Annotated in this window: 25 protein-coding genes, 1 tRNA gene and 2 riboswitches; of the genes, 20 read left to right on the top strand and 6 right to left on the bottom strand. The window is 44.6% G+C overall.

Going from position 1 to position 24080, the window contains the following annotated elements:
* The first annotated feature begins 176 nt into the window (after window positions 1-176).
* From AC6F33_RS15800 to AC6F33_RS15790, 3 genes are read left to right on the top strand one after another with little or no spacing between them, the layout of a single operon-like run.
* Window positions 177-1700, top strand: coding sequence for an ABC transporter ATP-binding protein (locus AC6F33_RS15800; RefSeq protein ID WP_480948850.1), 1524 nt, complete (start codon window positions 177-179; stop codon window positions 1698-1700).
* Entirely contained in the window at window positions 1697-2761 is a 1065-nt protein-coding gene (locus AC6F33_RS15795) for an ABC transporter permease (RefSeq protein ID WP_480948849.1), read from the top strand. The genes AC6F33_RS15800 and AC6F33_RS15795 overlap by 4 nt, the downstream gene beginning before the upstream one ends.
* A gap of 2 nt (window positions 2762-2763) precedes the next feature.
* Window positions 2764-3729 (top strand): ABC transporter permease, encoded by a 966-nt coding sequence (locus AC6F33_RS15790; RefSeq protein ID WP_500777420.1) that lies wholly within the window; start codon window positions 2764-2766, stop codon window positions 3727-3729.
* Window positions 3730-3961: 232 nt separating this feature from the next.
* Here AC6F33_RS15790 and AC6F33_RS15785 read toward each other — a convergent pair whose 3' ends face one another.
* Window positions 3962-4363 (bottom strand): maltose acetyltransferase domain-containing protein, encoded by a 402-nt coding sequence (locus tag AC6F33_RS15785; RefSeq protein WP_500777419.1) that lies wholly within the window; start codon window positions 4361-4363, stop codon window positions 3962-3964.
* Window positions 4364-4566: 203 nt separating this feature from the next.
* Between AC6F33_RS15785 and AC6F33_RS15780 the strand changes: the two genes are divergently transcribed.
* Window positions 4567-5163, top strand: coding sequence for a histidine phosphatase family protein (locus AC6F33_RS15780; RefSeq protein ID WP_255748818.1), 597 nt, complete (start codon window positions 4567-4569; stop codon window positions 5161-5163).
* A gap of 61 nt (window positions 5164-5224) precedes the next feature.
* On the opposite strand, the gene AC6F33_RS15775 is transcribed toward AC6F33_RS15780, so the two are convergent.
* A tRNA-Gly gene (locus AC6F33_RS15775) sits at window positions 5225-5295 on the bottom strand.
* A 187-nt stretch (window positions 5296-5482) separates the two neighbouring features.
* Between AC6F33_RS15775 and AC6F33_RS15770 the strand changes: the two genes are divergently transcribed.
* Both AC6F33_RS15770 and AC6F33_RS15765 read left to right on the top strand, forming a co-directional pair.
* A complete protein-coding gene (locus tag AC6F33_RS15770) occupies window positions 5483-5752 on the top strand; it encodes an ACT domain-containing protein (protein WP_480948855.1) in 270 nt (89 codons plus the stop codon).
* A 21-nt stretch (window positions 5753-5773) separates the two neighbouring features.
* On the top strand, window positions 5774-7129 hold the full coding sequence (locus AC6F33_RS15765) for a PFL family protein (RefSeq protein ID WP_480948847.1): 1356 nt from the start codon (window positions 5774-5776) through the stop codon (window positions 7127-7129).
* Between the two features lie 89 nt (window positions 7130-7218).
* Here AC6F33_RS15765 and AC6F33_RS15760 read toward each other — a convergent pair whose 3' ends face one another.
* Entirely contained in the window at window positions 7219-7404 is a 186-nt protein-coding gene (locus AC6F33_RS15760) for a hypothetical protein (RefSeq protein ID WP_255748821.1), read from the bottom strand.
* Between the two features lie 179 nt (window positions 7405-7583).
* Here AC6F33_RS15760 and AC6F33_RS15755 point away from each other — a divergent pair, with 179 nt between their 5' ends.
* The 13 genes from AC6F33_RS15755 (at window position 7584) to AC6F33_RS15695 (ending at window position 19906) form a co-directional block, all read left to right on the top strand.
* A complete protein-coding gene (locus AC6F33_RS15755; RefSeq protein WP_255748822.1) occupies window positions 7584-8369 on the top strand; it encodes a polyphosphate kinase 2 family protein in 786 nt (261 codons plus the stop codon).
* A 128-nt stretch (window positions 8370-8497) separates the two neighbouring features.
* On the top strand, window positions 8498-10039 hold the full coding sequence (locus tag AC6F33_RS15750) for a Ppx/GppA phosphatase family protein (protein ID WP_255748823.1): 1542 nt from the start codon (window positions 8498-8500) through the stop codon (window positions 10037-10039).
* Between the two features lie 67 nt (window positions 10040-10106).
* Window positions 10107-11114, top strand: coding sequence for a UDP-glucose 4-epimerase GalE (galE, locus tag AC6F33_RS15745; RefSeq protein WP_255748824.1), 1008 nt, complete (start codon window positions 10107-10109; stop codon window positions 11112-11114).
* 103 nt (window positions 11115-11217) lie between these two features.
* A riboswitch (SAM riboswitch) is annotated at window positions 11218-11323 on the top strand.
* Window positions 11324-11469: 146 nt separating this feature from the next.
* A complete protein-coding gene (locus AC6F33_RS15740; RefSeq protein WP_255748825.1) occupies window positions 11470-12288 on the top strand; it encodes a MetQ/NlpA family ABC transporter substrate-binding protein in 819 nt (272 codons plus the stop codon).
* Window positions 12289-12300: 12 nt separating this feature from the next.
* Window positions 12301-13314, top strand: coding sequence for a methionine ABC transporter ATP-binding protein (locus AC6F33_RS15735; protein ID WP_255748826.1), 1014 nt, complete (start codon window positions 12301-12303; stop codon window positions 13312-13314).
* Complete coding sequence (locus AC6F33_RS15730) at window positions 13314-13976, top strand: methionine ABC transporter permease (protein WP_255748827.1); 663 nt, start codon at window positions 13314-13316, stop codon at window positions 13974-13976. The genes AC6F33_RS15735 and AC6F33_RS15730 overlap by 1 nt, the downstream gene beginning before the upstream one ends.
* Before the next feature lie 122 nt (window positions 13977-14098).
* Entirely contained in the window at window positions 14099-14314 is a 216-nt protein-coding gene (locus AC6F33_RS15725; RefSeq protein ID WP_255748834.1) for a helix-turn-helix transcriptional regulator, read from the top strand.
* Window positions 14311-14778 (top strand): hypothetical protein, encoded by a 468-nt coding sequence (locus AC6F33_RS15720; RefSeq protein WP_255748828.1) that lies wholly within the window; start codon window positions 14311-14313, stop codon window positions 14776-14778. The genes AC6F33_RS15725 and AC6F33_RS15720 overlap by 4 nt, the downstream gene beginning before the upstream one ends.
* Before the next feature lie 29 nt (window positions 14779-14807).
* On the top strand, window positions 14808-15212 hold the full coding sequence (gene psiE, locus AC6F33_RS15715; RefSeq protein ID WP_255748829.1) for a phosphate-starvation-inducible protein PsiE: 405 nt from the start codon (window positions 14808-14810) through the stop codon (window positions 15210-15212).
* Window positions 15213-15385: 173 nt separating this feature from the next.
* The gene (locus tag AC6F33_RS15710; RefSeq protein ID WP_500777418.1) at window positions 15386-16315 is read left to right on the top strand and encodes a manganese-dependent inorganic pyrophosphatase; all 930 of its coding nucleotides are present in this window, start codon (window positions 15386-15388) and stop codon (window positions 16313-16315) included.
* Between the two features lie 919 nt (window positions 16316-17234).
* Window positions 17235-17978, top strand: a complete 744-nt coding sequence (gene nfsA / locus AC6F33_RS15705) for an oxygen-insensitive NADPH nitroreductase (protein ID WP_255749619.1) — start codon at window positions 17235-17237, stop codon at window positions 17976-17978.
* A 3-nt stretch (window positions 17979-17981) separates the two neighbouring features.
* Window positions 17982-18821, top strand: a complete 840-nt coding sequence (locus AC6F33_RS15700) for a hypothetical protein (protein WP_480948845.1) — start codon at window positions 17982-17984, stop codon at window positions 18819-18821.
* Window positions 18822-18865: 44 nt separating this feature from the next.
* On the top strand, window positions 18866-19906 hold the full coding sequence (locus tag AC6F33_RS15695) for a lactonase family protein (protein WP_500777417.1): 1041 nt from the start codon (window positions 18866-18868) through the stop codon (window positions 19904-19906).
* A 3-nt stretch (window positions 19907-19909) separates the two neighbouring features.
* Here the strand turns inward: AC6F33_RS15695 and AC6F33_RS15690 are convergent, their stop codons facing one another.
* From AC6F33_RS15690 to AC6F33_RS15680, 3 genes are all read right to left on the bottom strand, one after another.
* Window positions 19910-20167 carry a YuzB family protein gene (locus AC6F33_RS15690; RefSeq protein WP_255749616.1) on the bottom strand — a complete coding sequence of 86 codons (258 nt, stop codon included), beginning with the start codon at window positions 20165-20167 and terminating at the stop codon, window positions 19910-19912.
* Between the two features lie 117 nt (window positions 20168-20284).
* Window positions 20285-20917, bottom strand: coding sequence for a superoxide dismutase (locus AC6F33_RS15685; RefSeq protein WP_255749615.1), 633 nt, complete (start codon window positions 20915-20917; stop codon window positions 20285-20287).
* Between the two features lie 165 nt (window positions 20918-21082).
* Window positions 21083-22420: a 5'-deoxyadenosine deaminase gene (locus AC6F33_RS15680; RefSeq protein WP_255749614.1), complete on the bottom strand. Its 1338-nt coding sequence runs from the start codon at window positions 22418-22420 to the stop codon at window positions 21083-21085.
* 209 nt (window positions 22421-22629) lie between these two features.
* Window positions 22630-22730, bottom strand: a riboswitch (purine riboswitch).
* Between the two features lie 345 nt (window positions 22731-23075).
* Between AC6F33_RS15680 and AC6F33_RS15675 the strand changes: the two genes are divergently transcribed.
* The gene (locus AC6F33_RS15675) at window positions 23076-24068 is read left to right on the top strand and encodes a dimethylarginine dimethylaminohydrolase family protein (RefSeq protein WP_255749613.1); all 993 of its coding nucleotides are present in this window, start codon (window positions 23076-23078) and stop codon (window positions 24066-24068) included.
* Window positions 24069-24080 lie beyond the last annotated feature (12 nt).

Below are 24080 nucleotides of genomic sequence, written 5' to 3'. Positions count from 1 at the left end.
AGTTCAGCCAGTATCAAAGACTTGGCTTCACCAAGTTTTTCTTTATACAAAGAGGATTGTATAAAAGAAAAAAGATTAGCGGTGACTAGTATAAGAAAAACTAAGGTTCAGCCGGCGTCAGGGACTTGGCTTCACCAAGTTTTTCTTTACATATTCAGAGATGGGGGACTTAAGGCATGTCCTATGCAATTGAAATGAGGAATATCAGGAAAGAATTTCCCGGTATTGTGGCCAATGACGATATCACCCTTCAGGTACAAGAAGGAGAAATTCATGCGCTGTTTGGAGAAAACGGAGCCGGCAAGTCGACGCTGATGAATGTTCTGTTCGGGTTATATCAGCCTGACCAAGGGGAAATTTATGTTCATGGGAAAAAGGAGTTCATTAACGATCCCAATGATGCAGCTCGGCTCGGCATAGGCATGGTTCATCAGCACTTTATGCTAATTGACAAGTTTACTGTTGCTGAAAATATTATCCTGGGCAGAGAACCTAAGAAGCATGGGGCTCTCGATATGGCAAAGGCTGTAAAGATCGTCAAGGAACTTTCTGAAAGATACGGATTGGATGTTGACCCAAATAAGAAAGTTGAAGACATTACGGTCGGCATGCAGCAACGTGTTGAAATTTTGAAGACCCTGTACAGAGGGTCGGACATACTAATTTTTGACGAACCGACTGCTGTGTTGACGCCACTTGAAATTAAAGAACTGATCGAAATTATGAAGCGGCTAGTGGGTGAGGGCAAGTCCATCATCTTAATCACACACAAACTAAAGGAAATATTTGAATCCTGTGATCGATGCACGGTTATTCGCCGAGGAAAGAATATTGATACGGTAGCCATTTCTGACACCAATCCGAGCGATTTGGCCAGCATGATGGTTGGACGAAAGGTCAATATTCAGGTGAATAATGCTCCTTATGATCCGAAAGAAAAAGTTCTGGAAATTGAACATCTCAATGTACTTGATTCGCGCAAGGTTGATGTAATCAAGGATCTGAATCTGACTGTTCACGGAGGAGAAATTCTTGGCATTGCAGGTGTGGACGGTAATGGACAGACTGAGTTGATTGAGGCGATTGCGGGCCTGAGAAAGGTTAAAGACGGCAGCATTAAAATCAACAATGACGATGTGACCAATCAAAAAACGAGAAAAATTATCGAAGCTGGCTTGGGTTATATTCCTGAGGATCGACAGAAGCACGGACTTGTGTTGGACTTCTCGGTTGGTGAGAATATGGTGCTGCAAACGTACTATAAGAAACCATATGCTCAAGCAGGTATTTTGCATAATAAAGTGATCACGAAAAAAGCGAAACAATTAATTCAAGAATTTGATGTTCGGACTCCGAGCGAGAAGACACTTGCCCGTTCATTGTCCGGAGGCAATCAGCAAAAGGTGATCGTCGCTAGAGAGGTAGACCGGAGTCCGCAATTACTAATTGCGGCTCAGCCTACCCGTGGCTTGGATATCGGTGCTATTGAATTCATTCACGGCAAGCTGATAGAAGAAAAGAAAAAAGGCAAAGCCGTTTTGCTTGTATCCTTTGAATTAGACGAAATTCTGCGCCTTAGTGATCGAATCGCGGTTATTTATGAAGGACACATTATTGATATTGTTAATCCGAAAGAAACAGATGAGAATGAGCTCGGCTTGCTAATGGCCGGGAGAAAGAAAGGAGGAAGCGAGGCGTGAGCAACTTATTGAAGAAGGTCAATTGGATGACACTCCTTATTCCTGTCGTGTCTGTTATTCTCGGGCTGCTTTGCGGAGCTGTGATCATGTTGATCATTGGCTATAATCCCGTGCTTGCTTACCAATCAATCATTGAATCTATTTTCCTCCAGCCTTATTACGGGGGAGAAACTATTCGGGCAATGATCCCTCTCGTGCTTGCCGGAATTGCCGTTGCCTTTGCCTTTCGCACTGGTCTCTTCAACATTGGCGTTGAAGGACAGCTGCTCGTCGGCTGGTTTGCTTCAGTTGCCTGTGCTATTTGCTTCGGCCATCTTCCGAAAGTTATTTTGCTTCCAATGTCGATCATCGCCGGCGGTGCCGCGGGGGCATTGTGGGGCTTTATTCCCGGAATTCTTAAAGCACGATTTAAAGTACATGAAGTTATTTCAACAATTATGATGAATTATATTGCATTATATACGACGGCGTATTTAATTAAAAATTTCTTATATACAGAAGGTGAACGCACACCGACGATTCCGGCTGCGGCTTCCCTTGCCTCGACGTTTCTTGCTAATCTGACTCAAGGATCACGGCTGCATTGGGGGTTTGTCGTTGCCATCATCGCTGTGTTTGCGATGTGGTTCATTTTGTGGAAAACAACAAAGGGGTATGAGCTGCGTGCCGTCGGCTTCAGTCCGGATGCTTCGAAATACGCGGGAATGAATGTTAGTCGAAACATTATGCTGTCGCTAACTATATCAGGCATTTTCGCTGGACTGGGCGGTGCTATGGAAGGCCTTGGCACGTATCAATATATGACCATTAATTCTGCGTTTACAGGTATTGGGTTTAATGGTATCGCCGTAGCACTGCTTGGTCTGAATACACCGGTTGGTGTCGTACTTTCCGGAGCGCTGTTCGCCGGACTTCAAACCGGCGGCTTGACGATGCAGTCGGATGCCGGAGTTCCTGTTGAACTGATCCAGATTATCATCGCTTTGATTATTTTCTTTGTCGGCTCCGGTTATGTGATCAAGTGGGCGTTCGGCCGTCTATCGAGAAAGGGGCATAAATAATAATGAGTTTTTTTGAAGTATTGACGATTATTATTCCTTCGACACTGCTTACGGCTGCCCCGCTGATTTTTACGTCATTGGGCGGCGTTTTCTCTGAACGTTCCGGAGTTGTCAATATCGGATTGGAAGGCTTGATGGCAGTCGGGGCCTTCACAGCTGCTATCTCTACTTTAGGTTTGGAGCATGCAGGATTGGGAGATGCTTCGCCGTGGATTGCGATCATCATTGCAGCCATTGCAGGAGGAATTTTTTCGTTGATCCATGCAGTTGTTTCCATTTCATTCCGTGCGGATCAGACGGTCAGCGGTGTGGCACTTAACTTTCTGGCTGCCGGACTTACAATTTTTCTTGTGAAAATGATCTATGACGGAAAGGGACAAACACCATATATTACACACAATATTGATAAAATCAGCATTCCCGGCTTGGCCAAGATTCCATTTATCGGACCGGTCTTTTTTCAGCAAGTGACCTACACGTCTTATTTGGCGATCCTTGTTTCGGTTTTGGTTTGGTTTATCATCTTTAAGACACCATTCGGCTTGCGTCTGCGATCTGTCGGCGAACATCCGGCAGCGGCGGACACCCTAGGTATTAATGTAAGCAAAATGCGTTATATAGGTGTTGCACTGAGCGGTGTGTTCGGTGGTATCGGTGGTGCCGTATATCTTGTGACGATCACGTCCAACTACAATGTGACAACGATTGCCGGACAAGGGTTCTTAGCGCTGGCTGCTCTTGTTTTTGGTAAATGGCATCCGATTGGGGCCATGGGTGCGTCCATGTTCTTCGGGTTTGCACAAGCACTCAGCATAACCGGTCAGCAGATCCCATATTTGGATCACTTGCCTTCGGTGGTCATGCTGACGGCACCATATGTTCTGACATTGATTGTACTTACCGGATTCGTGGGTCGCGCCGAAGCACCGAAGGCGGACGGCGTTCCATATATAAAAGGGCAGAGATAATCTGCTGGTCATCAAAGCAAAAAGAGAGACAGTCTCATCGGTCGTTTTTCGACCATGCGGCTGCCTCTTTAATATCTTTTACAGGTAAAGAACGTTTAGCACTTTGCCTTGCTGCTGGTACGACGATAAGGTCATAAGAAGCAGATTCACAATTCGCACTTAATGGTGAGCGATCAGGTTAAGTCCCCATCTGATAAATAGACGGAAAAACTCCGCTTATTTTACCCTTTACTTAAGAAGGACCGGAAGGATTAATGAACCAGAAGTGAGATGAATGGGGATTAGCGGGTGACCGGCTATAGATATGTACACCGGATGCATGCAAACAATGATGACCGATTACGACCGGTGCACAGTCGAGAATCACGCAGTCAAAATTGGCATAAAAATGGTCATCGACATGAATGTTATACCCATAATTGCAATGAAAGGTTGGTTCAATATAAATTCTGTCGCCCGTCGTTCCAAAAAGTTCCTTAAGAAGCACAATTCGCCGTTCACGTTCTGTAACGAGCGATGAATTAAATGTACAGACACGTTCTCGGGCACACACGCAGTCTGCAACCAATTCCGGATCGCAGGAATCGTATAGCGTCCCCGTGATTTTTTTTCTGTTTTCTGTTTTCTGATGCATAGGAGGTTCCTCCTTGCTTTTTTTGTTTCGATTATCACAAATAATGCTGCTCTATGAATAATTGTACAGAAAGATTCGAAAACGCACGACACGGGAAATAATTTTTCGTTATAATAAAGACTAAGACCAATAAAACGTGCAGCAAAAAGTTCCTTATGTCACTGCATCGTTGAAAATCAGAAGAACAATTTGGAGGTTTGATCATGACGACAATTTGCCTGGTCAGGCATGGAGAAACCGACTGGAATGCAATGGGAAAGCTGCAAGGACGCGAAGACATACCGCTTAATGAACGAGGGAGAAAGCAGGCTGAAATGGTTGGGAAATTTCTGCAGTCAGCCAAGTTTTCGGCTGTTGTGACGAGTCCATTGCTCCGTGCGAAGCAAACTGCCGAGATTATAAATAACTTTACGGGGAAATTGCCTCTTATTGAAAATGCAGATTTCATTGAAAAAGCGTATGGAAAGGCATCCGGTATGACGATCCTTGAACGTGACGAACACTTTCCGGATGGTGTCATTCCCGGAATGGAATCTATAGAGATGGTCAGAAAACGTGTCATTCGCGGGCTATCCACGGTTAAACAGAGCTTTCCTGATCAGCCTGTGCTGCTTGTCGCACATGGCGGTCTGATCAATGTTATTCTGGCTCTGCTGTCCGGCGGAGAAATCGGGACTGGAAAAACAAAGCTGTTTAACACGTGTATTAGTCATATCGCTACTGCCGGCAATTCATGGAAAATCATTGATTATAACCGCATCGAACATCTGAGCAAGTTCGGCAAGGTGACCAGCATTTGACTTTTACTGCACAAAAAAGAGAGCGAGTACATCGCTCTCAAGGGTTGCTGAATGAAGTTAAAGCGGGTGATGGGAATCGAACCCACGACGAGAGCTTGGGAAGCTCTAATTTTACCATTAAACTACACCCGCAAAAGCGCTTTAAAGACCATAACTAATCTTATAAGAATGGATTCTTTTTGTCAATGTTCATGATTCACTTGCATCGAGCGATTTTCTTGAGATAATGGCACTAAGGTCCACTTGAAAATAATACAGTCATCATCCAATTTTGATATTAAAAAAGATAAATCAAGACAAACAACAAGGAGTGGCAAAAGTGAAGGCAATTTTAACAGTAATCGGCAAGGATAACGTAGGTATTATTGCCGGCGTCAGCGGTAAGCTTGCTGAACTTCATGTGAATATTCTCGATGTTTCACAAACCATTATGAACGGCTATTTTACCATGATGATGATTCTTGATTTAACTGAGGCGGAGAGCAGCTTCGGCGATATGAAAAAGTCACTTGCTGATAAAGGAACAGAGCTTGGCGTTCAGATCAAAATTCAGCGTGAAGAAATTTTTACATCAATGCACAGTCTATAAGCTGGAGGATATCGAAAAATAATGGAAACGAAACAAATACTTGAAACCATTCGGATGATTGAAGAAGAAAAATTGGATATCCGGACGATCACGATGGGCATTTCGCTTTTGGACTGCATTGATGGCGATGGAGCGAAAGCCAGAGCAAAAATCTACGACAAGATTACACGACAGGCGGAAAAACTGGTAGAAACAGGAGAAGCAATCTCCGATGAGTTTGGCATCCCGATTATTCACAAGCGTATTTCTGTTACACCTATTTCACTTGTGGCAGGGGCCACGCAGGATGAGAATTATACGGCTTTTGCTCAAACTTTGGACAAGGCGGCAAAGACGACAGGCGTTAATTTTGTCGGTGGATTCAGTGCGCTTGTTCAGAAGGGTTACACGTCGGGCGATCGCAAATTAATTCGATCTATTCCTGAGGCACTTGCAACCACCGATTTTGTCTGCTCGTCAGTTAATGTCGGATCAACGCGCTCCGGTATCAATATGGATGCGGTGAAACAAATGGGCGGCATCGTCAAGGAAACGGCTGAACGTACAAAGGATCAGCAAGGTCTGGGCTGCGCAAAGCTGGTTATCTTTGCGAATGCCGTCGAAGATAATCCATTCATGGCAGGAGCTTTTCATGGAGTCGGCGAAGAGGACTGTGTTCTTAATGTCGGTGTGAGCGGCCCTGGTGTTGTGAAACGGGCACTTGAGAAGGTGAAAGGTCAGCCATTTGATGTCGTATCTGAAACGATTAAAAAAATTGCGTTCAAGATTACACGGATGGGCCAGTTGGTCGGGCATGAGGCGTCGACTCGACTCGGTGTACCCTTCGGTATTGTCGATTTGTCTTTGGCCCCGACACCGGCAGTCGGTGATTCAGTTGCTCATATTCTTGAAGAAATGGGACTGGAGTCGGTTGGTACGCATGGAACTACAGCTGCATTGGCGTTGTTGAATGATGCAGTAAAAAAAGGCGGCGTTATGGCGTGCAGTCACGTCGGCGGTTTGAGCGGCGCATTCATTCCTGTCTCTGAAGATGCCGGAATGATACACGCTGTTGAACGAGGTGCTCTCAATTTAGAGAAACTTGAAGCCATGACGGCTGTTTGTTCTGTTGGGCTTGATATGATTGCAATTCCCGGAGATACACCGGCAGAAACGATTTCTGCGATGATCGCCGATGAAGCAGCGATTGGTGTCATTAACAATAAAACGACGGCGGTCCGTGTGATTCCAGCTCTCGGTAAATCGGTTGGCGATACGGTCGAATTTGGCGGTTTGCTCGGATATGCTCCTGTTATGGATGTTAACCGCAATTCTTCAGCTGATTTTATCGCACGAGGCGGCAGAATTCCGGCTCCGATCCATTCCTTTAAAAATTAAAGCTTCGCTGAAGTTTGTGTTCATAAACGCCAGCAAAATAAGAAAAGAACGGAACCCTTTTTACTTAGGGTTCCGTTCTTTTTTAGTGATTAGCGGTTGTTATGATTTTGATCTTTATTCTGATCAAAGTTTTCAGCATAATTTTTCGAATCCGCATGGTCACCGGTACGTTGTGCACGTTCTCTTTCTTCTACAGAATGTTCATCAAGCGGTTCGGCAAATTCTTCATTAAATTGCTTTGCAGCTTTTTTACCTTTTTCATCTTTAAAACTCACGATGCTCACAGCTTTCTTTTTGGTTTTTGACGTTTCCGTCAAGAAGTAGTGTGAACGTATTTTAAATAATTATGCCTTTCATCATTTAAGTCAGTTCCAGCAGGCACGAAGCGAATAAAAGGATATAAAGACAGTGAATACCATATCCTAAAGCAATTACAGATAAAGGAGAGGGTAACATGAAAAGCGGCCGTTTAGATGGAGTAAATTTGCAAAAAGAAATTGTCAGCAAGGATACTTATGAAAAGAAGTTAGCCAAGTACCAATTGAAGTTGTTGTCGATGCAGCATCTGCTGCTCGAACATAATTTAGGTGTGATTTTTGTCTTCGAAGGCTGGGACGCAGCAGGGAAAGGCGGTGCGATTAAACGAGCGGTGGCGAATCTTGATCCGCGAGGGGTTCGTGTCTGGCCAATTGCGGCACCCGCGCCTCATGAGAAACGGTACCATTACATGCAGCGCTTCTGGAGAAAGATTCCTCAATATGGTCAGATCGCGATTTTTGATCGATCCTGGTACGGTCGTGTTCTCGTCGAGCGCGTTGAACAGTTGGCAGAACCTAAAGAATGGAAACGTGCTTTTCAAGAAATTAACGAATTTGAAAAAGAATTGACGAATGATCGCTACATGATCGATAAATTCTGGCTGCACATTGATAAAGCGGAACAATACAAACGTTTTAAAAAACGTGAATCTGATCCGCTAAAAAAGTGGAAAATCACGGATGAGGATTGGCGAAATCGTGAAAAATGGGAGCACTATGTGACTGCAGCCGAAGAAATGTTTGATAAAACTGATACAGCCGCGGCGCATTGGCATATTATCCCTGCCAATAGCAAATGGTATGCCCGCATTGCCATTCTAAAGCAAATGACTCGATCAATTGAGAATCACTTGAAAGCAAATGGTTTTGATCTCTCAGAACTTCCTGATGTTTCAAAAATAATCAAAGATCAAACAAAATAGTTTCCAGTCACGGTACGGCATGCTTTTGCAGTTTGTCTTTTTTAAGTTATACTTTTGAGTAGAGGGTGTTGTTTGCAAGAAAAAATTGTTTTTGCACGGCACGACGGACAGGCGGGGGAGGGAACGTTTTGAGTATTTTGCAAAAGCATGCAATCATTGACATCGGATCGAATTCCATTCGACTTGTAATTATTGGCGTTGATCAGGATTATTTTTCTAAAGAACTGCTGAATTTTAAAACCGTCGCACGATTAAGCAACTACATAGATGAAAATGATCAATTAAGCAATAAAGGCGTGTCCATCCTTTTGGACGTGCTAAAAAGATTTCAGTTTATCATTGAACATGAACAAGGGGTCAGCGTTGTTGACGCTTTTGCCACGGCTGCTATGCGTAAAGCGAGAAATCGTGAAGAAGTGCTGAAGTGTGTTTACGATGAAACCGGGCTCAATGTTCGACTTCTTTCAGGGATGAAGGAAGCCTATTACGGCTATTTCGCAGTCGTTAATTCAACTTATGTAGAGAACGGGATCACGATTGATATTGGTGGAGGCAGTACGGAGGTTACCATGTTCAGGAGACGCCGGCTGATCCATTCTCACTCCTTTTCATTTGGTGCTGTCACTCTGTACCAGACCTTCTACAAAGACAATGATCCATATGCAGGAGACCGACTAGAGGCTTATATAAAGAAAGAATTCGCATCGCTTGAGTGGTTGTGCGGCAATGAGCTTCCTATTATTGGTATAGGGGGAACCGCCAGAAATTTAGCGCGTATTGACCAGATCCAGGAACATTACCCATTGGTGGGGCTCCATCAATATACAATTCCGCGTGAGCGTCTAAATCAGTTGAAAGAGAAATTGGCTTCGATGACACTTGAGGAACGTGAGAGTATGGACGGACTCTCAAAAGACCGGTCGGATATTATTTTGCCTGCATCGGCGGTTATTAATCTGCTTGTGAAACTGAATCGCGGAGACAGGTTTATGTTGAGCGGAGAGGGGTTGCGCGAAGGCGTATTCTATGAATGGGTGCTCAAACAAAGGAATGAAGAGCGTATCCCGTATGTTTTGAATGAAAGCCTGCGGCAGCTGCGGCGCAATTTTAATTTGGACAGCCGTCATACTGCGTATGTGAAGAAATTAGCGTTTCAAATCTTGGATGGCATATTGGATTTATTCAAAGGAGACGATTCAGAGGAACGCATTGCCTGGTTGCTTTCGCATAGCGCGGATCTTGCTTATTTAGGGGAATTTATAAATAATGAATCCAGCAGTGCACAAACCTTTTATTTACTGACTAATATGAACATTAATGGGATCAGCCACCGCGACCGCCTGGCTGTAGCGCTGATCGCTTCGTTTAAGAATCGGTCGAATCTCAGCGACTTTGCCAAGTCGTTCCAGCAAATGGCAACCAAAGAAGACATGAAACTGTATGAGACACTCGGCGCTGTGTTGCGTCTCGCACATGATTTCGATCGTACAAAATTGCATGTCGTCAATCGATTAACGCTCAAACAGACGAAGAAAAAGCAGCTTCAGTTGACTGCCTATTATCATGATGATGCCTATTTTGAAGAACAAGCTGCACAAAGACATAAAAAACATCTTGAGCGGGCATTAAAGACGTCAGTGATGATTCAATTCAAAAATGCGGATGAATAGGGCTTGTCAAGCTTTTCAATAAGGTGGAAAATGGTAGACAAAAGAAGACAATGAGAAGGGGTTTTTTATGGCTATTTTAGTATTGGGCGGCGCCGGATACATTGGTTCGCACGCGGTTTATCAACTCATCGATGCCGGCGAGGATGTGGTTGTTGTCGACAACTTGCAGACCGGTCATAAGGATGCACTTCATCCGAACGCAAAATTTTATCAAGGAGATATTCGCGACAAGACGTTCTTGGATTCTGTATTTAAGAAAGAAAATATTAAAGGCGTCATTCATTTTGCCGCCAATTCTTTAGTCGGCGAATCGGTTGAGAAGCCGCTGAAGTATTTCAATAATAATGTCTACGGGATGCAAATTCTTTTGGAAGTTATGAACGATAATAACGTGAAACACATCGTATTTTCTTCAACTGCGGCAACATACGGCGAACCGGAAGTTGTTCCGATTACCGAAGACATGCCGACGCAGCCGACCAATCCATACGGCGAAACCAAGCTTACAATGGAAAAGATGATGAAATGGTGTGATCGTGCGTATGGCATGCGATTTGTTGCCCTTCGTTACTTCAATGTTGCCGGCGCAAGTAAAGGCGGATCAATTGGGGAGGATCACCATCCGGAAACACACTTAATTCCGATTGTTCTCCAGGTTGCTGCCGGTGAGCGTGACCATATCTCCATTTTCGGCGATGATTATGCAACCAAAGATGGGACCTGCGTCCGTGATTATGTGCACATTGAGGATCTGATCGCCGCACATCGCCTGGCACTTCGCTATCTGTTTGACGGCGGCAAGAGTGATGTATTCAACCTTGGCTCAAGTGAAGGATTTTCGGTTAAGGAAATTATTGAGGCGGCAAGAAAAGTTACCGGAGAGGCTATTCCTGCTGAACTGGCTCCAAGACGTGCGGGAGATCCGAGCACGCTGATCGCTTCCCCTGAAAAGGCAAAGCGTGTGCTTGGTTGGAACCCGAAACACACGAACATTCCTGAAATACTTGCCGATGCCTGGGCTTGGCACAGCAGCCACCCAAAAGGTTACGCGACAACCGTTGAATCGGCTAAGTAATTAAGAATAGCAGCTTGTTTGTGGAACTATATGGAACTTAACGACAAAGTTTTGACACATTCGCGATTTCGCGGTACAATCGTATCACTAACCAATTGAATACTTCTTATCCAGAGCGGCGGAGGGACTGGCCCGATGAAACCCGGCAACCAAATGAAAATTTAGGTGCCAATTCCTGCAGAATCCATTTGGATTTTGAGAGATAAGAGAAGATATGAACGGATCAGGCTTCTCTCTTCTCGAGGGAAGCCTTTATTAGTTCCGAGCTCTTCATAAATTAGGAAAACTGGATGATTGGAAAAGCCTTCGGTTAGAAATCAGAGTATTCTTATATACAAACAGGAGGAAGCAAACATTGAAAAAGATTACTGCAGTTATCTCAGCGTTTTTAGCATTTTCTTTAATTTTTGTTTTGGCCGCTTGCGGCAATAGTTCTTCAAAGGAATTGAGTGAAAAGGAAATTACGGTCGGTGTGACCGGCGGTCCTCACCAACAAGTAATGGAACAAGTCGTTAAGTTGGCGAAAAAAGACGGATTGACAATTAAATTGAAAGTATTCAACGATTACAATCAGCCGAATATTGCACTGAACGATAAAGATCTGGATGCGAACAGCTACCAGACGCTCCCATTCCTCAAGGATCAGATTAAAAATAAAAACTATAAAATTACTGATGTGTTCAAAACCGTGGCCTTTCCAATGGGGATCTACTCGAAAAAAATTAAAAGTCTTAAAGATTTGAAAGACGGCGACAAGATTGCAGTACCGAATGACCCGGCTAACGAGCTCCGCGCTTTGCAATTATTTGAGAAGGCCGGCGTTATTAAACTGAAGAAGGGTGCTGGGATTACATCAACGAAACGCGACGTGGTCAGCAATCCCAAACATCTGAAGATTATCGAATTGGATGCCGCACAGCTTCCGGCACAACTTGGTGAAGTTACTGCATCCGCAATTAATACCAACTTTGCGATGGGCGCAGGTCTTACAGTGTTGAAGGATTCTATTTTCCATGAACCGCTTGAAAACAACCCGTACCCTAACTATTTTGTTGTCCGTACCGATAATAAGAATGATAAAGTAGTCAAGCAGCTGAAGAAATACTATCAATCGAAGGAAGTCAAAGCATACATTAAGAAACAGTTTGGCGGTTCCGTAGTTCCTGCTTGGTAAGGAGGAAGCATCTTGATTAAATTACAGCATGTGTCAAAAACGTTTCGTGTTGGAAAGAACAAGATTGAGGCCTTGAAGGACGTTTCCCTTGAGGTAAACAAAGGTGAAATTTTTGGTGTTATCGGTTTCAGCGGTGCCGGAAAGAGTACACTGATCCGTTGTGTAAACCTGCTTGAGCGGCCAACAAACGGGCAGGTGTTTGTCGATGATCAGGATGTTTTGGAGCTGAATAAAAAAGGCTTGCGGCAATTAAGACGTAAAATCGGTATGATTTTTCAAGGTTACAATTTGCTTGAGACAGCGAATGTCTATGACAATGTTGCAACGCCGCTAAAATTGGAAGGCGTGCCGAAAGAAGAAATTAAGAAGCGCACCGAAAAGTACTTAGAGATTGTCGGATTGTCAGATCGGCAGAGTGCTTTTCCGAGCCAATTATCCGGAGGCCAAAAACAGCGTGTGGCCATTGCCCGCGCGCTCGCTCATGAACCGGAAGTGCTGCTCAGCGATGAGGCAACGAGTGCACTGGATCCGAATACAACCGAGGCAATTCTTGAATTATTGCTCAAGGTCAATAAGGAACTGGGCATTACTATTTTCCTGATCACTCATGAGCTGAACGTTATTCAGCGTATTTGTGATCGTGTGGCCGTTATGGAAGACGGCAGAATTGTGGAACAAGGTTCGGTTGTCGATGTGTTTACGCAACCGCAGCAGCCGATGACCAAGCAATTCATCAGCACGGAATCCAAGTTTCAGATTCCGGACTCGGTGAAGAACGATTTACTTAAATCGGGCCGATTGGTCAAACTGACCTTCTTAGGAGAATCATCGAAGGATCCGGTACTAGCGACACTTGCTAAGCAGTATGATGTCTTGCCAAGTATTATTGCCGGCGGCATTGATCAATTGAAGAATCAGTCGGTCGGCAAGCTGCTCGTCCATTTGAAAGGCGATAAGGCAAAAATTGAGACGGCGATCGGCTTTCTTCGGGATCAGGATGTTCTTGTGGAAGAGGTGAAGGACTAATGGCAGACTTTATCAATGAATGGGGCAGCGCAATTTGGGAAGGGTTCATCCAGACCACACAGATGACGCTGATTTCACTCGCCTTTTCAATTCTGATCGGGCTGCCGCTTGGCGTGCTGCTTGTTCTGACACGGAAAGGCGGACAATGGGACAATGTTGCGGTTTTCACGATCGTGAACTCATTAATTAACGTCATTCGATCGATTCCGTTCATTATCCTGCTCTTCTTCCTGCTTCCGTTTACGAAGACATTGGTTGGTACGACGATTGGTGTGAAAGGTGTTATTGTTCCGCTCGTCGTTGCATGTGCACCGTACATTGCTCGACTTTTGGAAACAGCAATGCTTGAGGTCAGCAAAGGCATCATTGAAGCGTATCAGTCCATGGGTATTTCCACCCCGAAAATTATCTGGCATGTCATTATTCGTGAAGCACGTTCATCGATCATTCTCGGTCTAACGATTGCGGTGATCGGATTGATCGGCGAAACAGCGATGGCCGGATTTGTCGGTGCCGGAGGACTTGGTGACTTGGCGTACCAGTTCGGCTATGTGCGATTCCAACCGGATGTAATGTACGCGGTTATTATTATCTTGATTGTCATTGTTCAGATTATCCAATCACTGGGTAATGTCATTGCGAGAAAATTGAAGAAAAATTAATAAAGCGGTCGGCACAAACGATTTTTGTTCATCCCGTTTGACTGCCGCTTTTTCTTTATCTATAATGTTAAATATAATTAACATTATGTATAGATGATTAAACATTGGATGTGCTGAACGCCATGCATTTAGTAAATCGAGTCAAGGAATTGAGAGCGCGATATAACTGGACACAATCGGAACTGGGCGAGAGAGTCGGTGTGACGAGGCAAACGATTGCCTCCATTGAAAAAGGGGATTACGTCCCTTCGCTCCTTCTCGGTCTGCAGCTCTGTGATGTATTTAGGTTGCGCATGGAGGATGTTTTTGAACTGGAGAAAGGAGCGGATAAAGAATGAAACGTTTGTGGTTTTCTCTAATGATGTCGATCTGCACCATTATCGCATTCGGACTGGCAATGATTCCATTAATTCAACTGACAAACGGACTGGCGGATTTGATTCGTAATGATGCAAGCGGTTTTTCAGTAGAAATAAAAGTGGTTTGGTTTCTTCCGGTGGTTCTATTAGCGATCATCGAAGCAATCGATTGTTTATGGAATAAACGAAAAAACAAATCATCATTTTGGATCTATCCGCTCGTTAATCCATCAGATGATGAACGTGAGCGAGCCATCACAGCTAAAGCTTCACATGACGCTTTTTTCACGATTTGGGCGGTGGCACCAATTTGTGCGGGCTTGATGTGCTTCTATCCATTGTTCACAGATGTTTTTTCGATTTATCCGATGGTTGTCGTGCTTATCATTCCCTTTGTTCAGGTAACTGTGTACTATCTGAAAATCAGAAGAATATATATGTGATCCATTATTGATAGGGAGGTTGTGATCTTTTGAATCGTGAAAAAATTGACTGGCTCATTACAACGGTACTTCAGTGGACACTGAATCTTGTTCTTCTTGCACTTGCTGCTGTTTTATGTGTCGCATTGATCAAGGAAACGTATCAATTTTTTACCTATCTTTTTTTAAGTGAGAACGCCTCCTACTATCATCTATTAGAAGGTATTCTCGTATTTTTCCTATACTTTGAATTTATCGCGTTAATCATCAAATATTTTCAAGCACATTATCATTTTCCGCTGCGCTATTTCATCTATATTGGTGTAACGGCAATTGTCCGATTAATCATCGTTAGTCACGACCATCCGCATTCCGTTCTGCTGTATGCAATTGCCATTCTGGTGCTGGTCGGCGCGCTGTATATTGCCAATACGAAAATGCTCAGACGGGAGTGAAAATGACGTCTCTATACGGATCACTTCAAAAATAATGCATTATTCAATGGCCATATCAATGCATGTCTGCTGGCTATTGAAATTCTCAGATACTTAAGGTATGGTTTTGTTGAGAGACTATAAACGGAATATCTGTGAATAGCCAATATACGTAACGATAAGGAGTAGACAAAATGGGAAAAGTGCTTGTTTTCGGGCATAAAAGTCCTGATACCGATGCGATTTGCTCGGCAATCGCATTCGCTGATCTGAAGAATAAACTTGGTGAAGATGTAGAAGCAGTTCGTCTGGGTGATTTGAATGGTGAGACGGAGTATGTGCTGAAGCATTTTCAAATTGAAGCACCGCGTCTGGTAAAGACCGTTGCCAATGAAGTACCGGCCGTTTATCTGGTTGACCATAATGAGCGGGCACAAAGTGCTGACGACATCGAAAAAGTTGACGTTCTCTCTGTTGTCGATCATCACAGAATCGCTAATTTCGAAACGAAAACGCCGCTTTATTATCGGGCAGAACCAGTAGGCTGCACAGCGACGATCATCAACAAGTTGTACAAGGAAGCCGGAGTACCTGTATCCAAAACGATTGCCGGAATCATGTTGTCGTCAATCATTTCTGATACACTGTTGTTCAAATCGCCGACCTGCACAGAAGAAGATGTGAAAGCGGCAAAGGAGCTTGAAACGATTTCCGGTGTTGATACTCAGGCCTATGGATTGGACATGCTTAAAGCAGGAACCAACATTGCTGACAAATCAGCTGAAGAGTTGATTTCCATTGATGTGAAGCCGTTTGAAATGGGCAAATATGCTGTGAAAATCGCTCAGGTCAACGTTGTGGATACAAATGATGCACTTTCTCGTCAGGCGGAGCTCGAAGCTGCAATCAACAAGGAAATTGATACGAATAATCTTGATTTGTTCGTACTTGCAGTGACCAATATTCTGACCAGTGATTCCGAAGCACTGATCCTTGGAAAAGCAGCAACGGCAGCTGAGGCAGCCTTCAAGGTAACCTTGGACAATAATGTAGCTACACTTAAAGGTGTTGTTTCACGCAAGAAACAAATTGTACCTGTACTCACCGAAGAACTGACAAAATAATTTGATTCAAATTAATTGGCAAAGAGCTGTCCTCTTTGCTTATTTACAAGATAAGAAAGTATAGGATTTTGCCCCATATTTAAACGAATAAGCCAGTGTCTTGGACGAGAATCAAAGCGGAGGTGCGAATGCGCCTGCGGGTGCGGCCCTGTTGATCGCGTGCCGGCGAGAGAGAACCCGTAGATTTCTGCTTGTCTGAGGCTCGCGGTGCGCCCGCGGTCGTGCTCTGTTGGTGCGAGTAACCGAAGCGATGATTCAACACTGTAAAGACACAAACCAATGCTAAAAAAGGAGCTTTCGCAAGTGTAAAGGAGCTTTCGCTAAATACGCATACGTCCTGTATGCAACGCGAAAGCCATCACATCCTGTGAAAGTACGTCCTGCATGCAACGCGAAAGCCATCACATCCTGTGAAAGTAAGGACCGGGCGCTTTTTGCCCGGTTTTTCTTACAAGAAAAGAAAGTATGTCGTTCTGCCTTGCTGGTATAATGATCAGCGTTATAAGATTCGGGTGTGCGATCAGGCAAGCGCCCAATCTGAGAAATAGACGGAAAAATTCCGCTTAAATTGAAAATGAATGGTAAAATCGCTTAAATAGACGGAGAAATTACCCTTATTGAATCGAAAAACGTAAAAATAGAGGTTTTTTCTCTGAATAAGCGGAAAAATTACCCTTATTTACAGGCAAAACAAGCACCATGGTGTATATAACCGGAAAATCTCCGCTTATTTTACTTGTTACTTAATGAAGGACCGGGCGCTTTTGCCCGGTTTTTCTTAGCAGGGGAAGCAGCGTGAGCGCCGCTTCCCCCGTATTTGTGCTTGGAGGCGATTGATGCTCAATACGTTTTTCATGCATGGGTGAGATGAATCACGTATAATTGAGAGAAATAGTTCACACAAAGGGGTTTACGATTCATGCATAATGCAGTCATCAGTACTTTGTTGAATCATCGTTCCATTCGCAAGTTCAAAACACAGCCATTGTCGGAAGAACAAATAAAGTTGCTTGTTTCATGCGCACAGGCGGCATCTACGTCAAGTTTTACACAATCCTTTTCCATTATTGGCGTTGAGGATCCGGAAATCAAGAAACAGCTGCGCGCCATCTCCGGAGATCAGCCGTATGTTGAAGAAAATGGTTATTTCTTTGTCTTTGTTGCAGACCAGTATCGTAACAAAAAGATTGGTGATCAGAACGGAGCGGATACTTCGGTATTGGACACAACGCAAAGACTCACAGTTGCGCTTGGTGACGCTGCTTTTGCCGCTCAGAATATGGCTGTAGCCGCCGAATCCATGGGACTTGGAATCTGCTATATCGGAAGTATTCAGCGCGACATCGAGAAGACTGCGGAACTTTTGCATCTTCCGGACTATACGTTTCCGGTATTCGGCCTTGCGGTAGGCTATCCCGATCAGAATCCGGAAAAGCGGCCGCGGCTTCCGTTTGAAAACATCTTCCATAGAAATGTATATGAAGAGAAGGGAAACGAAGACGCATTAAACCAGTATGATCAAAAAGTCGCTGATTACTACCACACGCGGACAGGCGGCCGCCGTGACGAAACATGGACAGAACAAATCACGCATGGTTTGTCAGTGCCGCCACGTCTCGCTCTGAAGCCGTTTTTGGATAAGCATCATTTGGGCAGGCGCTGAGTGATGAGCGGTCAATCGTGGATGGCGATTGTCTTAAGAATCGTCGCAATGACAGGTGTTCAGTTTATCTCTTTGATCGGAGCACTTTTCATCGGCGGTTTTATTCTCGGATTTCTTGAGAGACAGGCAAATGGACGGGTGATCCATGCGTTCGGCATAAAGGGCATCTATTATACTGCCTGGTTGGGCACGCCGATTCATGAACTGAGTCATGCCGTTATGTGCTTGATCTTTCGTCATCGTGTGACTGAAGTCAAATTGTTGCAGGCGGTGGATACCGATGGAACGATGGGCTACGTGCGTCATGCATATAATCCAAACAGCCTTTACCAAAGGATTGGTAATCTTTTTATTGGTGTAGCACCGCTGATCGGCGGCAGCTTGATCATCGCGCTTTGCGCGAAATGGATGACTTATGATTCATCGCTCGCCTTCTTTGATTGGTCTCAGGCTCCGCAACAGTTCTCGTTCTTTGATTTGCCTTCATGGACAGCGCTGGGAAAAGCAATTCTTCAAATCTTTCAGAGCCTGTTTGCTGTGTCTAATTACAGTCATCCTGCTTTCTGGCTGTTTGTTTTAATCGCACTATGTATCTCATCGCGTATGTCGCTGAGCAACGAAGACATCCGTGGTGCCGGGAGCGGGGCAGGCGCTCTTTTTGGACTTCTGCTTGTGGCAAATGCGCTCAGCGTACTGCTTGATCCGGCACTGCATATGCAGATTACCTGTTGGATCGGACGTTTTAATTTTTTACTTATGGTCATGTTAAGCTTGTCCGTATTTTTCTCATTGCTTGTCTTATTAATCAGTCATTTGCTGTTTCTTACGGTTGGACGCAGGTGATTTCTAGAAAATAAAAAGCTGTTTTTAGTAAAGGGGGCTGTACAGTGATCTATAACGGATACATCGGTACCTATACAAAAGGAAAAAGCGAGGGCATTTATTCATTTGCTCTTGATACGACGCGCAAGAAACTTGTTGACTTGCATGCAGTCGCGAACCTCGGCAATCCAACCTATCTTGCGATTAGCAGCAATAACAATCATCTTTACTCCGTAGTGAAAAGAGGATCGGAGGGTGGAATTGCTGCTTTTACCATTGACACTTCGGGGGCACTTGAACCCCTCGGTCAAAGCCTGAAGACGGGCGCTTCTCCTTGTTATGTGAGTGTCGATCGGGAAGACAGGCGTATTTTGGATGGTAATTATCACGAGGGTACGGCGTGTGTATATGCACCTGATCCAAATCGAGGTGTTCGGTTAAAGGCGGAGATGAAGCACGAAGGATCAGGAGCAGATCCTGTTCGTCAGGAGGCGCCGCATATTCATTTTGCGAAATTTACCCCTGATAATCGTTTTGCGGTTACAGTAGATTTGGGGATTGACGCGCTGACAACCTACCATCTGACTGAGGATAGATGGATCAAGCAGAGTGAACTGAACTTTACGCCGGGCACCGGACCGCGTCATTTGGTGTTTCACCCGAATGCACCTTATGCTTATGTGATGACGGAGCTGAGTTCCGAAGTGATTGCGCTGCATTTTGACGAGAAGAACGGTAACTTTTCCATCATGCAGACAGTAAGCGCACTGCCTGCTGATTTTAAGGGACACAGTCAAGGTGCAGCAATTAAGATCAGTGCTGATGGGCGTTTTGTTTATGTGTCAAATCGCGGGCACAACAGTATTGCAGTATTCCAAATTGATGAGGAAAGCGGAAGAATTGCACTGATCGAGCATGCGGATACGATCGGAGACTGGCCGCGGGATTTTGAAATCGATCCAAGCGGACAATTTCTTGTTGTCGCGAACCAGAATTCCGAGGATCTCGTCTTGTTTGAGCGGGATATGGTATCTGGCCATCTGAGCTTACTCGATGCAAAACTCTCGGTTCCGTATCCGGTATGTATTAAATTTATGCATGTGTAAGACTTATTGAAGCGTGTCCAATTCTTCGTTAACTTTTTGTTCTATTTTTTCAAGACAGGCATCGATGGTGTTCGCAAAAACGCGTTGCCCATTAACCATTGCGAACGGTTTTAAACTGCACATGCCGCATACGTTCAGGCAATCGTAGTTCATCACTGCGACTTCCGGGTGGCGGGCTATTTTTTCTAAGTGCTGAACGGTCAGCGATCCATAGTCGCATACTTCAACAGTGACAAGGCCTAAGCCTAAACCTTCGTTCATGATCAAACCTCCTTGCGCAAGCATTACTTCTATTTTAGCGATGTTTGGTATCCGAAATCAAGGAACGTGCCATAACGCAGAAATTCCGAAGTGAACGAAATCACTTCGGAATTTTCATTAATGTACAGCTTCGGTGTCGAGTGTCTTATTATAAACGTCGGAGACAAAATCCCAGTTAATGACATTGAAGAAATTCTTAACATATTCTGGACGCCTATTCTGGTACTTCAGATAATAGGCATGCTCCCAGACATCAAGGCCAAGCAAGGGAGTTGCACCGTCCATGAGCGGACTGTCCTGATTCGGTGTATTGGTTACCTTCAAAACATTTTGCTTCGTGACCATCAACCAGGCCCAACCGGAACCGAATTGGCCGGTGGCTGCATTAGTGAAGGCTTCTTTGAATTTTTCAAAGCCGCCGAGCTGTTTATCAATTGCCTCAGCTAGCGCGCCGGTCGGTTTATTCGATCCTCCGGGAATAAGGACCTTCCAGAAAAAGCAATGGTTGTAGTGACCACCGCCATTGTTTCGGACTGCGGTTCGAATATCCTCCGGAACCTTATCCAAGTGAGCGATCAGGTCGGTCAGCGAGTTGTCTTTTAATTCCGGGTGCTTATCAAGGGCAGCGTTCAGGTTCGTGACGTAGGTCTGATGATGTTTGTCGTGGTGAATCATCATCGTTTCTTTGTCAATGTAAGGTTCCAGAGCGTCAGGAGCAAATTCGAGTGCGGGCAGTTCAAAATGACTCATAAACATCCTCCTTTTTACCAAATCGTTTGCCAACCCCAATTCTATTGAATCAATAATCGGCATTCTAAGCAATTAATGTGCCTCGAAACCTGCACTTCTATGTATCGATGACTATATGGATAAAAAAATGCGGATCCAATTGGACCTGCAACAAATTTCCGATCATTAAACACGTATGCCCGCACGCTTCATCAGTCGCTCGATTGCGATCTCAGCTTCACTTAAAACAAACGTTTGATCAATGGTTTTCATCTGTCGATTTTCCATAACAACGCGACCGTCAATGATCGTGGTTTCAACATCCGAGCTCTTGGCTGAATAGACAATTCGTGAAATCGGATCGGTGCCGAACATCGGGTTGCAATGGAAGTTATTGAGATTCAGTATGGCTAAATCGGCTTTTTTTCCGACTTCGAGGCTGCCGATCTCATGTTCCATGCCGACTGCTTTAGCCCCTTCAATCGTTGCCATGCGAAAAATGTGTTTGGCATTCATTGCCGTCGGTCCGTTTGCCGGTTTGTGAATGAGTGCAGCGAGCCGCATTTCCTGGAACATATCCAGATTGTTGTTGCACGGCGCGCCGTCTGCACCAAGACCGAGATTAATGCCTAGATCGGCCATTTGCGGCACTTGAGCAATCCCTGAAGCAAGCTTGAGATTGGAACCCGGGCAATGGCTGACATGAATGCCTCGTTTATGAATGATTTCTTTTTCTTTTTCGCTGAGCCAAATGCAATGGGCGAGGATCAGGCGTTTGCCGGCAAGCCCAATATGGTCAAGATAGACGATGTTGCGCATGCCGGTATCGTGCTCAACAATAGCAATTTCACCGCGATTTTCCGATGCATGTGTGTGAACAAAAACATTATAATGATCGGCGAGATCACGTACTTGGGTGAGCAGTGATTCAGTACATGAGATGACAAAACGCGGCGCGAATGCGTAACGGATTCGTCCGTTGTCATGACCGTTCCATTTTTCAAGCAGATCGACACTTTCGCGAATGGAATCATCCGTTTTCTCCTGGAGGCCAAGTGGCACGTCGCTGCCTTTATCCATCATGACTTTTCCGGACAGCGCACGTATCCCGCTTTCAGCAATTGCCTGAAATGCTTCGCCCGTATGATGTACGGTTTCCATATCGACAATGGTTGTCGATCCTCCAGAGATCAGTTCACCGATGCCGAGCAGTGCAGACAGATAAATTGATTCCTTATCATGCGCGGCTTCGAGCGGCCAAATACGTTCCCGAAGCCAGTCCATGAGTTCCAAATCATCTGCTTTTCCACGAAATAAGGTCTGGCAAAGGTGAATATGGGTTTGAATGAATCCGGGAATAATTGTTCTGCCGGTTCCGTCTATGACGCGATCATTCGGTTTGGGCTTTACAATTGTACCCACGGACTGGATGCGATCGGCTTCAATGACAAGGTCTCCATGAGTGATCGTTTCCTTTTGATCCATAGTGACAATTTCGGCATTTTTAATAATTGTTCGTTTCATTTCAGCCATCTCCAATTTGAAGTGTAGAAAACATTAGAAAACTTGCCGATTGGCAAGCCTTGGCGTAGACAGAGGCTTAGTTGCGACGGCCATGGACGGCCCAGTGTCCGGCTTGCCACAGGACGTGGCGTTATGCCGGACCACTTATACTATCTACCTCATCTTTTATATATAATTATTTTCTGATAGTAAAAAAAAGGCTACGAAAAATATGCGAACATATTCTTCGTAGCCGGGAATTTACGGTTCCCAGGTAGAAACCCTTAAACCGTATTATTAAGGATATACGAAAACAGAAAGGATGAAGTTTACGTAGTTAATAATAAGCGAATATGGAGAGATCGTCAATTATAATGTCAGCAAATCTAACAATCGGTATTCTTTAATACAGTAAATCTGACAAGTGATGAAGGAATTAGAATAATTAAAAAAGAACGATGGTTTTTCCAAGGATGTGCCTGACATTATTGCTGTACTGCAATAAAGAAATAAAACTGGATATTCATGAACAATAGAATATTCAGATACATGACATAGGAATTTATAAAGTACACAGCGCTCAATTTATATTATGATAGAAATAGATGTTTTTCATGTAAGGTTTTATTCCGTCACATGTGCTAAATTGTACTCAGCCTAACAAGGAGGGTTTAACTTGTCTGTATTGCATAAATTTCTTGATGAGAATATGGTTCAGGATTCATTTGAAGATACTGCTCTTTTGGAGAAGTACTGGTCTTCAGATTGGGGAAACCCGAATGCGGTTGGAAAGGTAAGAAAGGTATTTGTTCACCGTCCGGGAAATGAGGTCCATGAATTAAATAAAGCGAAGTTCGAACCGGAAGCCGGAGCGAGGATTCTTCGCGACACAAGTGGAAACATTGTCAGTTACAGCTTAAGCAAGGAGCCGTTGGATCTGGTGAAAATGCAGGAGCAGCACGATCGGATGACTAATATTTTGAAGCGGGAGGGTGTTGAGATTATTCCGCTTATTGAGGACGATCAACTGCTAACCAATAATCTATTTGCACGTGATGTCGGCATGGTGATTCCCGGCGGTCTGATTTTGGCGCGTTTCGCGTTGAAATTCAGATACGGAGAAACGCGTCGTACACTCCAGACAGCTGCTGAAATCGGTATGCCGGTGTTGGCATCTATTCAAGGCAAAGGCTTTGTGGAAGGCGGCAGCTTTATGGTATTCGACCGAAAAACGGCGATGGTCGGGCGCTCTATCCGCGTGAATCAGGCAGGTATCGATCAGCTGCGTGCCATTCTTTCTTGGCAGGGCATGGATCTTGTGGTTGTCGATCTGCCGTCCAGCATGATCCATCTTGACGAAGTATTCAATATGGTTGATGTCGATAAGGCACTTGTTGATCCGACGAATCTGCCGCATTGGTTCCTGCAGGATTTGCAACAACGCGGTGTCAAACTGATTTATACAGATCCGCTCGATCCGCCAATGACAACGAATTGTTTGTGCCTTGAGCCGGGAAAAGTTCTGTTTACGTCTCTTGGTGTCCGTACCATTGAGGCACTTGAAAAAGCCGGCGTTGAAGTCATTGCAATTCCTGTTGATGAATTGAATAAAATGGGCGGAGGTATCCACTGTTCCTCACTCGTGCTTCAGCGTGATCCGGTGGAATAATTCAGTAGAGAA

This window comes from Sporolactobacillus sp. BBK16-2, from assembly GCF_059878335.1.
The sequence above is the reverse complement of the archived record's forward strand: the minus strand, read 5'-3'. Positions and strand labels throughout refer to the sequence as shown.

What these genes read in the sequence shown, in the direction of transcription:
- AC6F33_RS15800 (WP_480948850.1), top strand. Translation starts at nt 177, where the DNA reads ATGTCCTATGCAATTGAAATGAGGAATATCAGGAAAGAATTTCCCGGT.
- AC6F33_RS15790 (WP_500777420.1), top strand. Translation starts at nt 2,764, where the DNA reads ATGAGTTTTTTTGAAGTATTGACGATTATTATTCCTTCGACACTGCTT.
- AC6F33_RS15785 (WP_500777419.1), bottom strand. Translation starts at nt 4,363, where the DNA reads ATGCATCAGAAAACAGAAAACAGAAAAAAAATCACGGGGACGCTATAC.
- AC6F33_RS15780 (WP_255748818.1), top strand. Translation starts at nt 4,567, where the DNA reads ATGACGACAATTTGCCTGGTCAGGCATGGAGAAACCGACTGGAATGCA.
- AC6F33_RS15765 (WP_480948847.1), top strand. Translation starts at nt 5,774, where the DNA reads ATGGAAACGAAACAAATACTTGAAACCATTCGGATGATTGAAGAAGAA.
- AC6F33_RS15755 (WP_255748822.1), top strand. Translation starts at nt 7,584, where the DNA reads ATGAAAAGCGGCCGTTTAGATGGAGTAAATTTGCAAAAAGAAATTGTC.
- galE (WP_255748824.1), top strand. Translation starts at nt 10,107, where the DNA reads ATGGCTATTTTAGTATTGGGCGGCGCCGGATACATTGGTTCGCACGCG.
- AC6F33_RS15730 (WP_255748827.1), top strand. Translation starts at nt 13,314, where the DNA reads ATGGCAGACTTTATCAATGAATGGGGCAGCGCAATTTGGGAAGGGTTC.
- AC6F33_RS15725 (WP_255748834.1), top strand. Translation starts at nt 14,099, where the DNA reads ATGCATTTAGTAAATCGAGTCAAGGAATTGAGAGCGCGATATAACTGG.
- AC6F33_RS15720 (WP_255748828.1), top strand. Translation starts at nt 14,311, where the DNA reads ATGAAACGTTTGTGGTTTTCTCTAATGATGTCGATCTGCACCATTATC.
- AC6F33_RS15710 (WP_500777418.1), top strand. Translation starts at nt 15,386, where the DNA reads ATGGGAAAAGTGCTTGTTTTCGGGCATAAAAGTCCTGATACCGATGCG.
- nfsA (WP_255749619.1), top strand. Translation starts at nt 17,235, where the DNA reads ATGCATAATGCAGTCATCAGTACTTTGTTGAATCATCGTTCCATTCGC.
- AC6F33_RS15700 (WP_480948845.1), top strand. Translation starts at nt 17,982, where the DNA reads ATGAGCGGTCAATCGTGGATGGCGATTGTCTTAAGAATCGTCGCAATG.
- AC6F33_RS15690 (WP_255749616.1), bottom strand. Translation starts at nt 20,167, where the DNA reads ATGAACGAAGGTTTAGGCTTAGGCCTTGTCACTGTTGAAGTATGCGAC.
- AC6F33_RS15685 (WP_255749615.1), bottom strand. Translation starts at nt 20,917, where the DNA reads ATGAGTCATTTTGAACTGCCCGCACTCGAATTTGCTCCTGACGCTCTG.
- AC6F33_RS15680 (WP_255749614.1), bottom strand. Translation starts at nt 22,420, where the DNA reads ATGAAACGAACAATTATTAAAAATGCCGAAATTGTCACTATGGATCAA.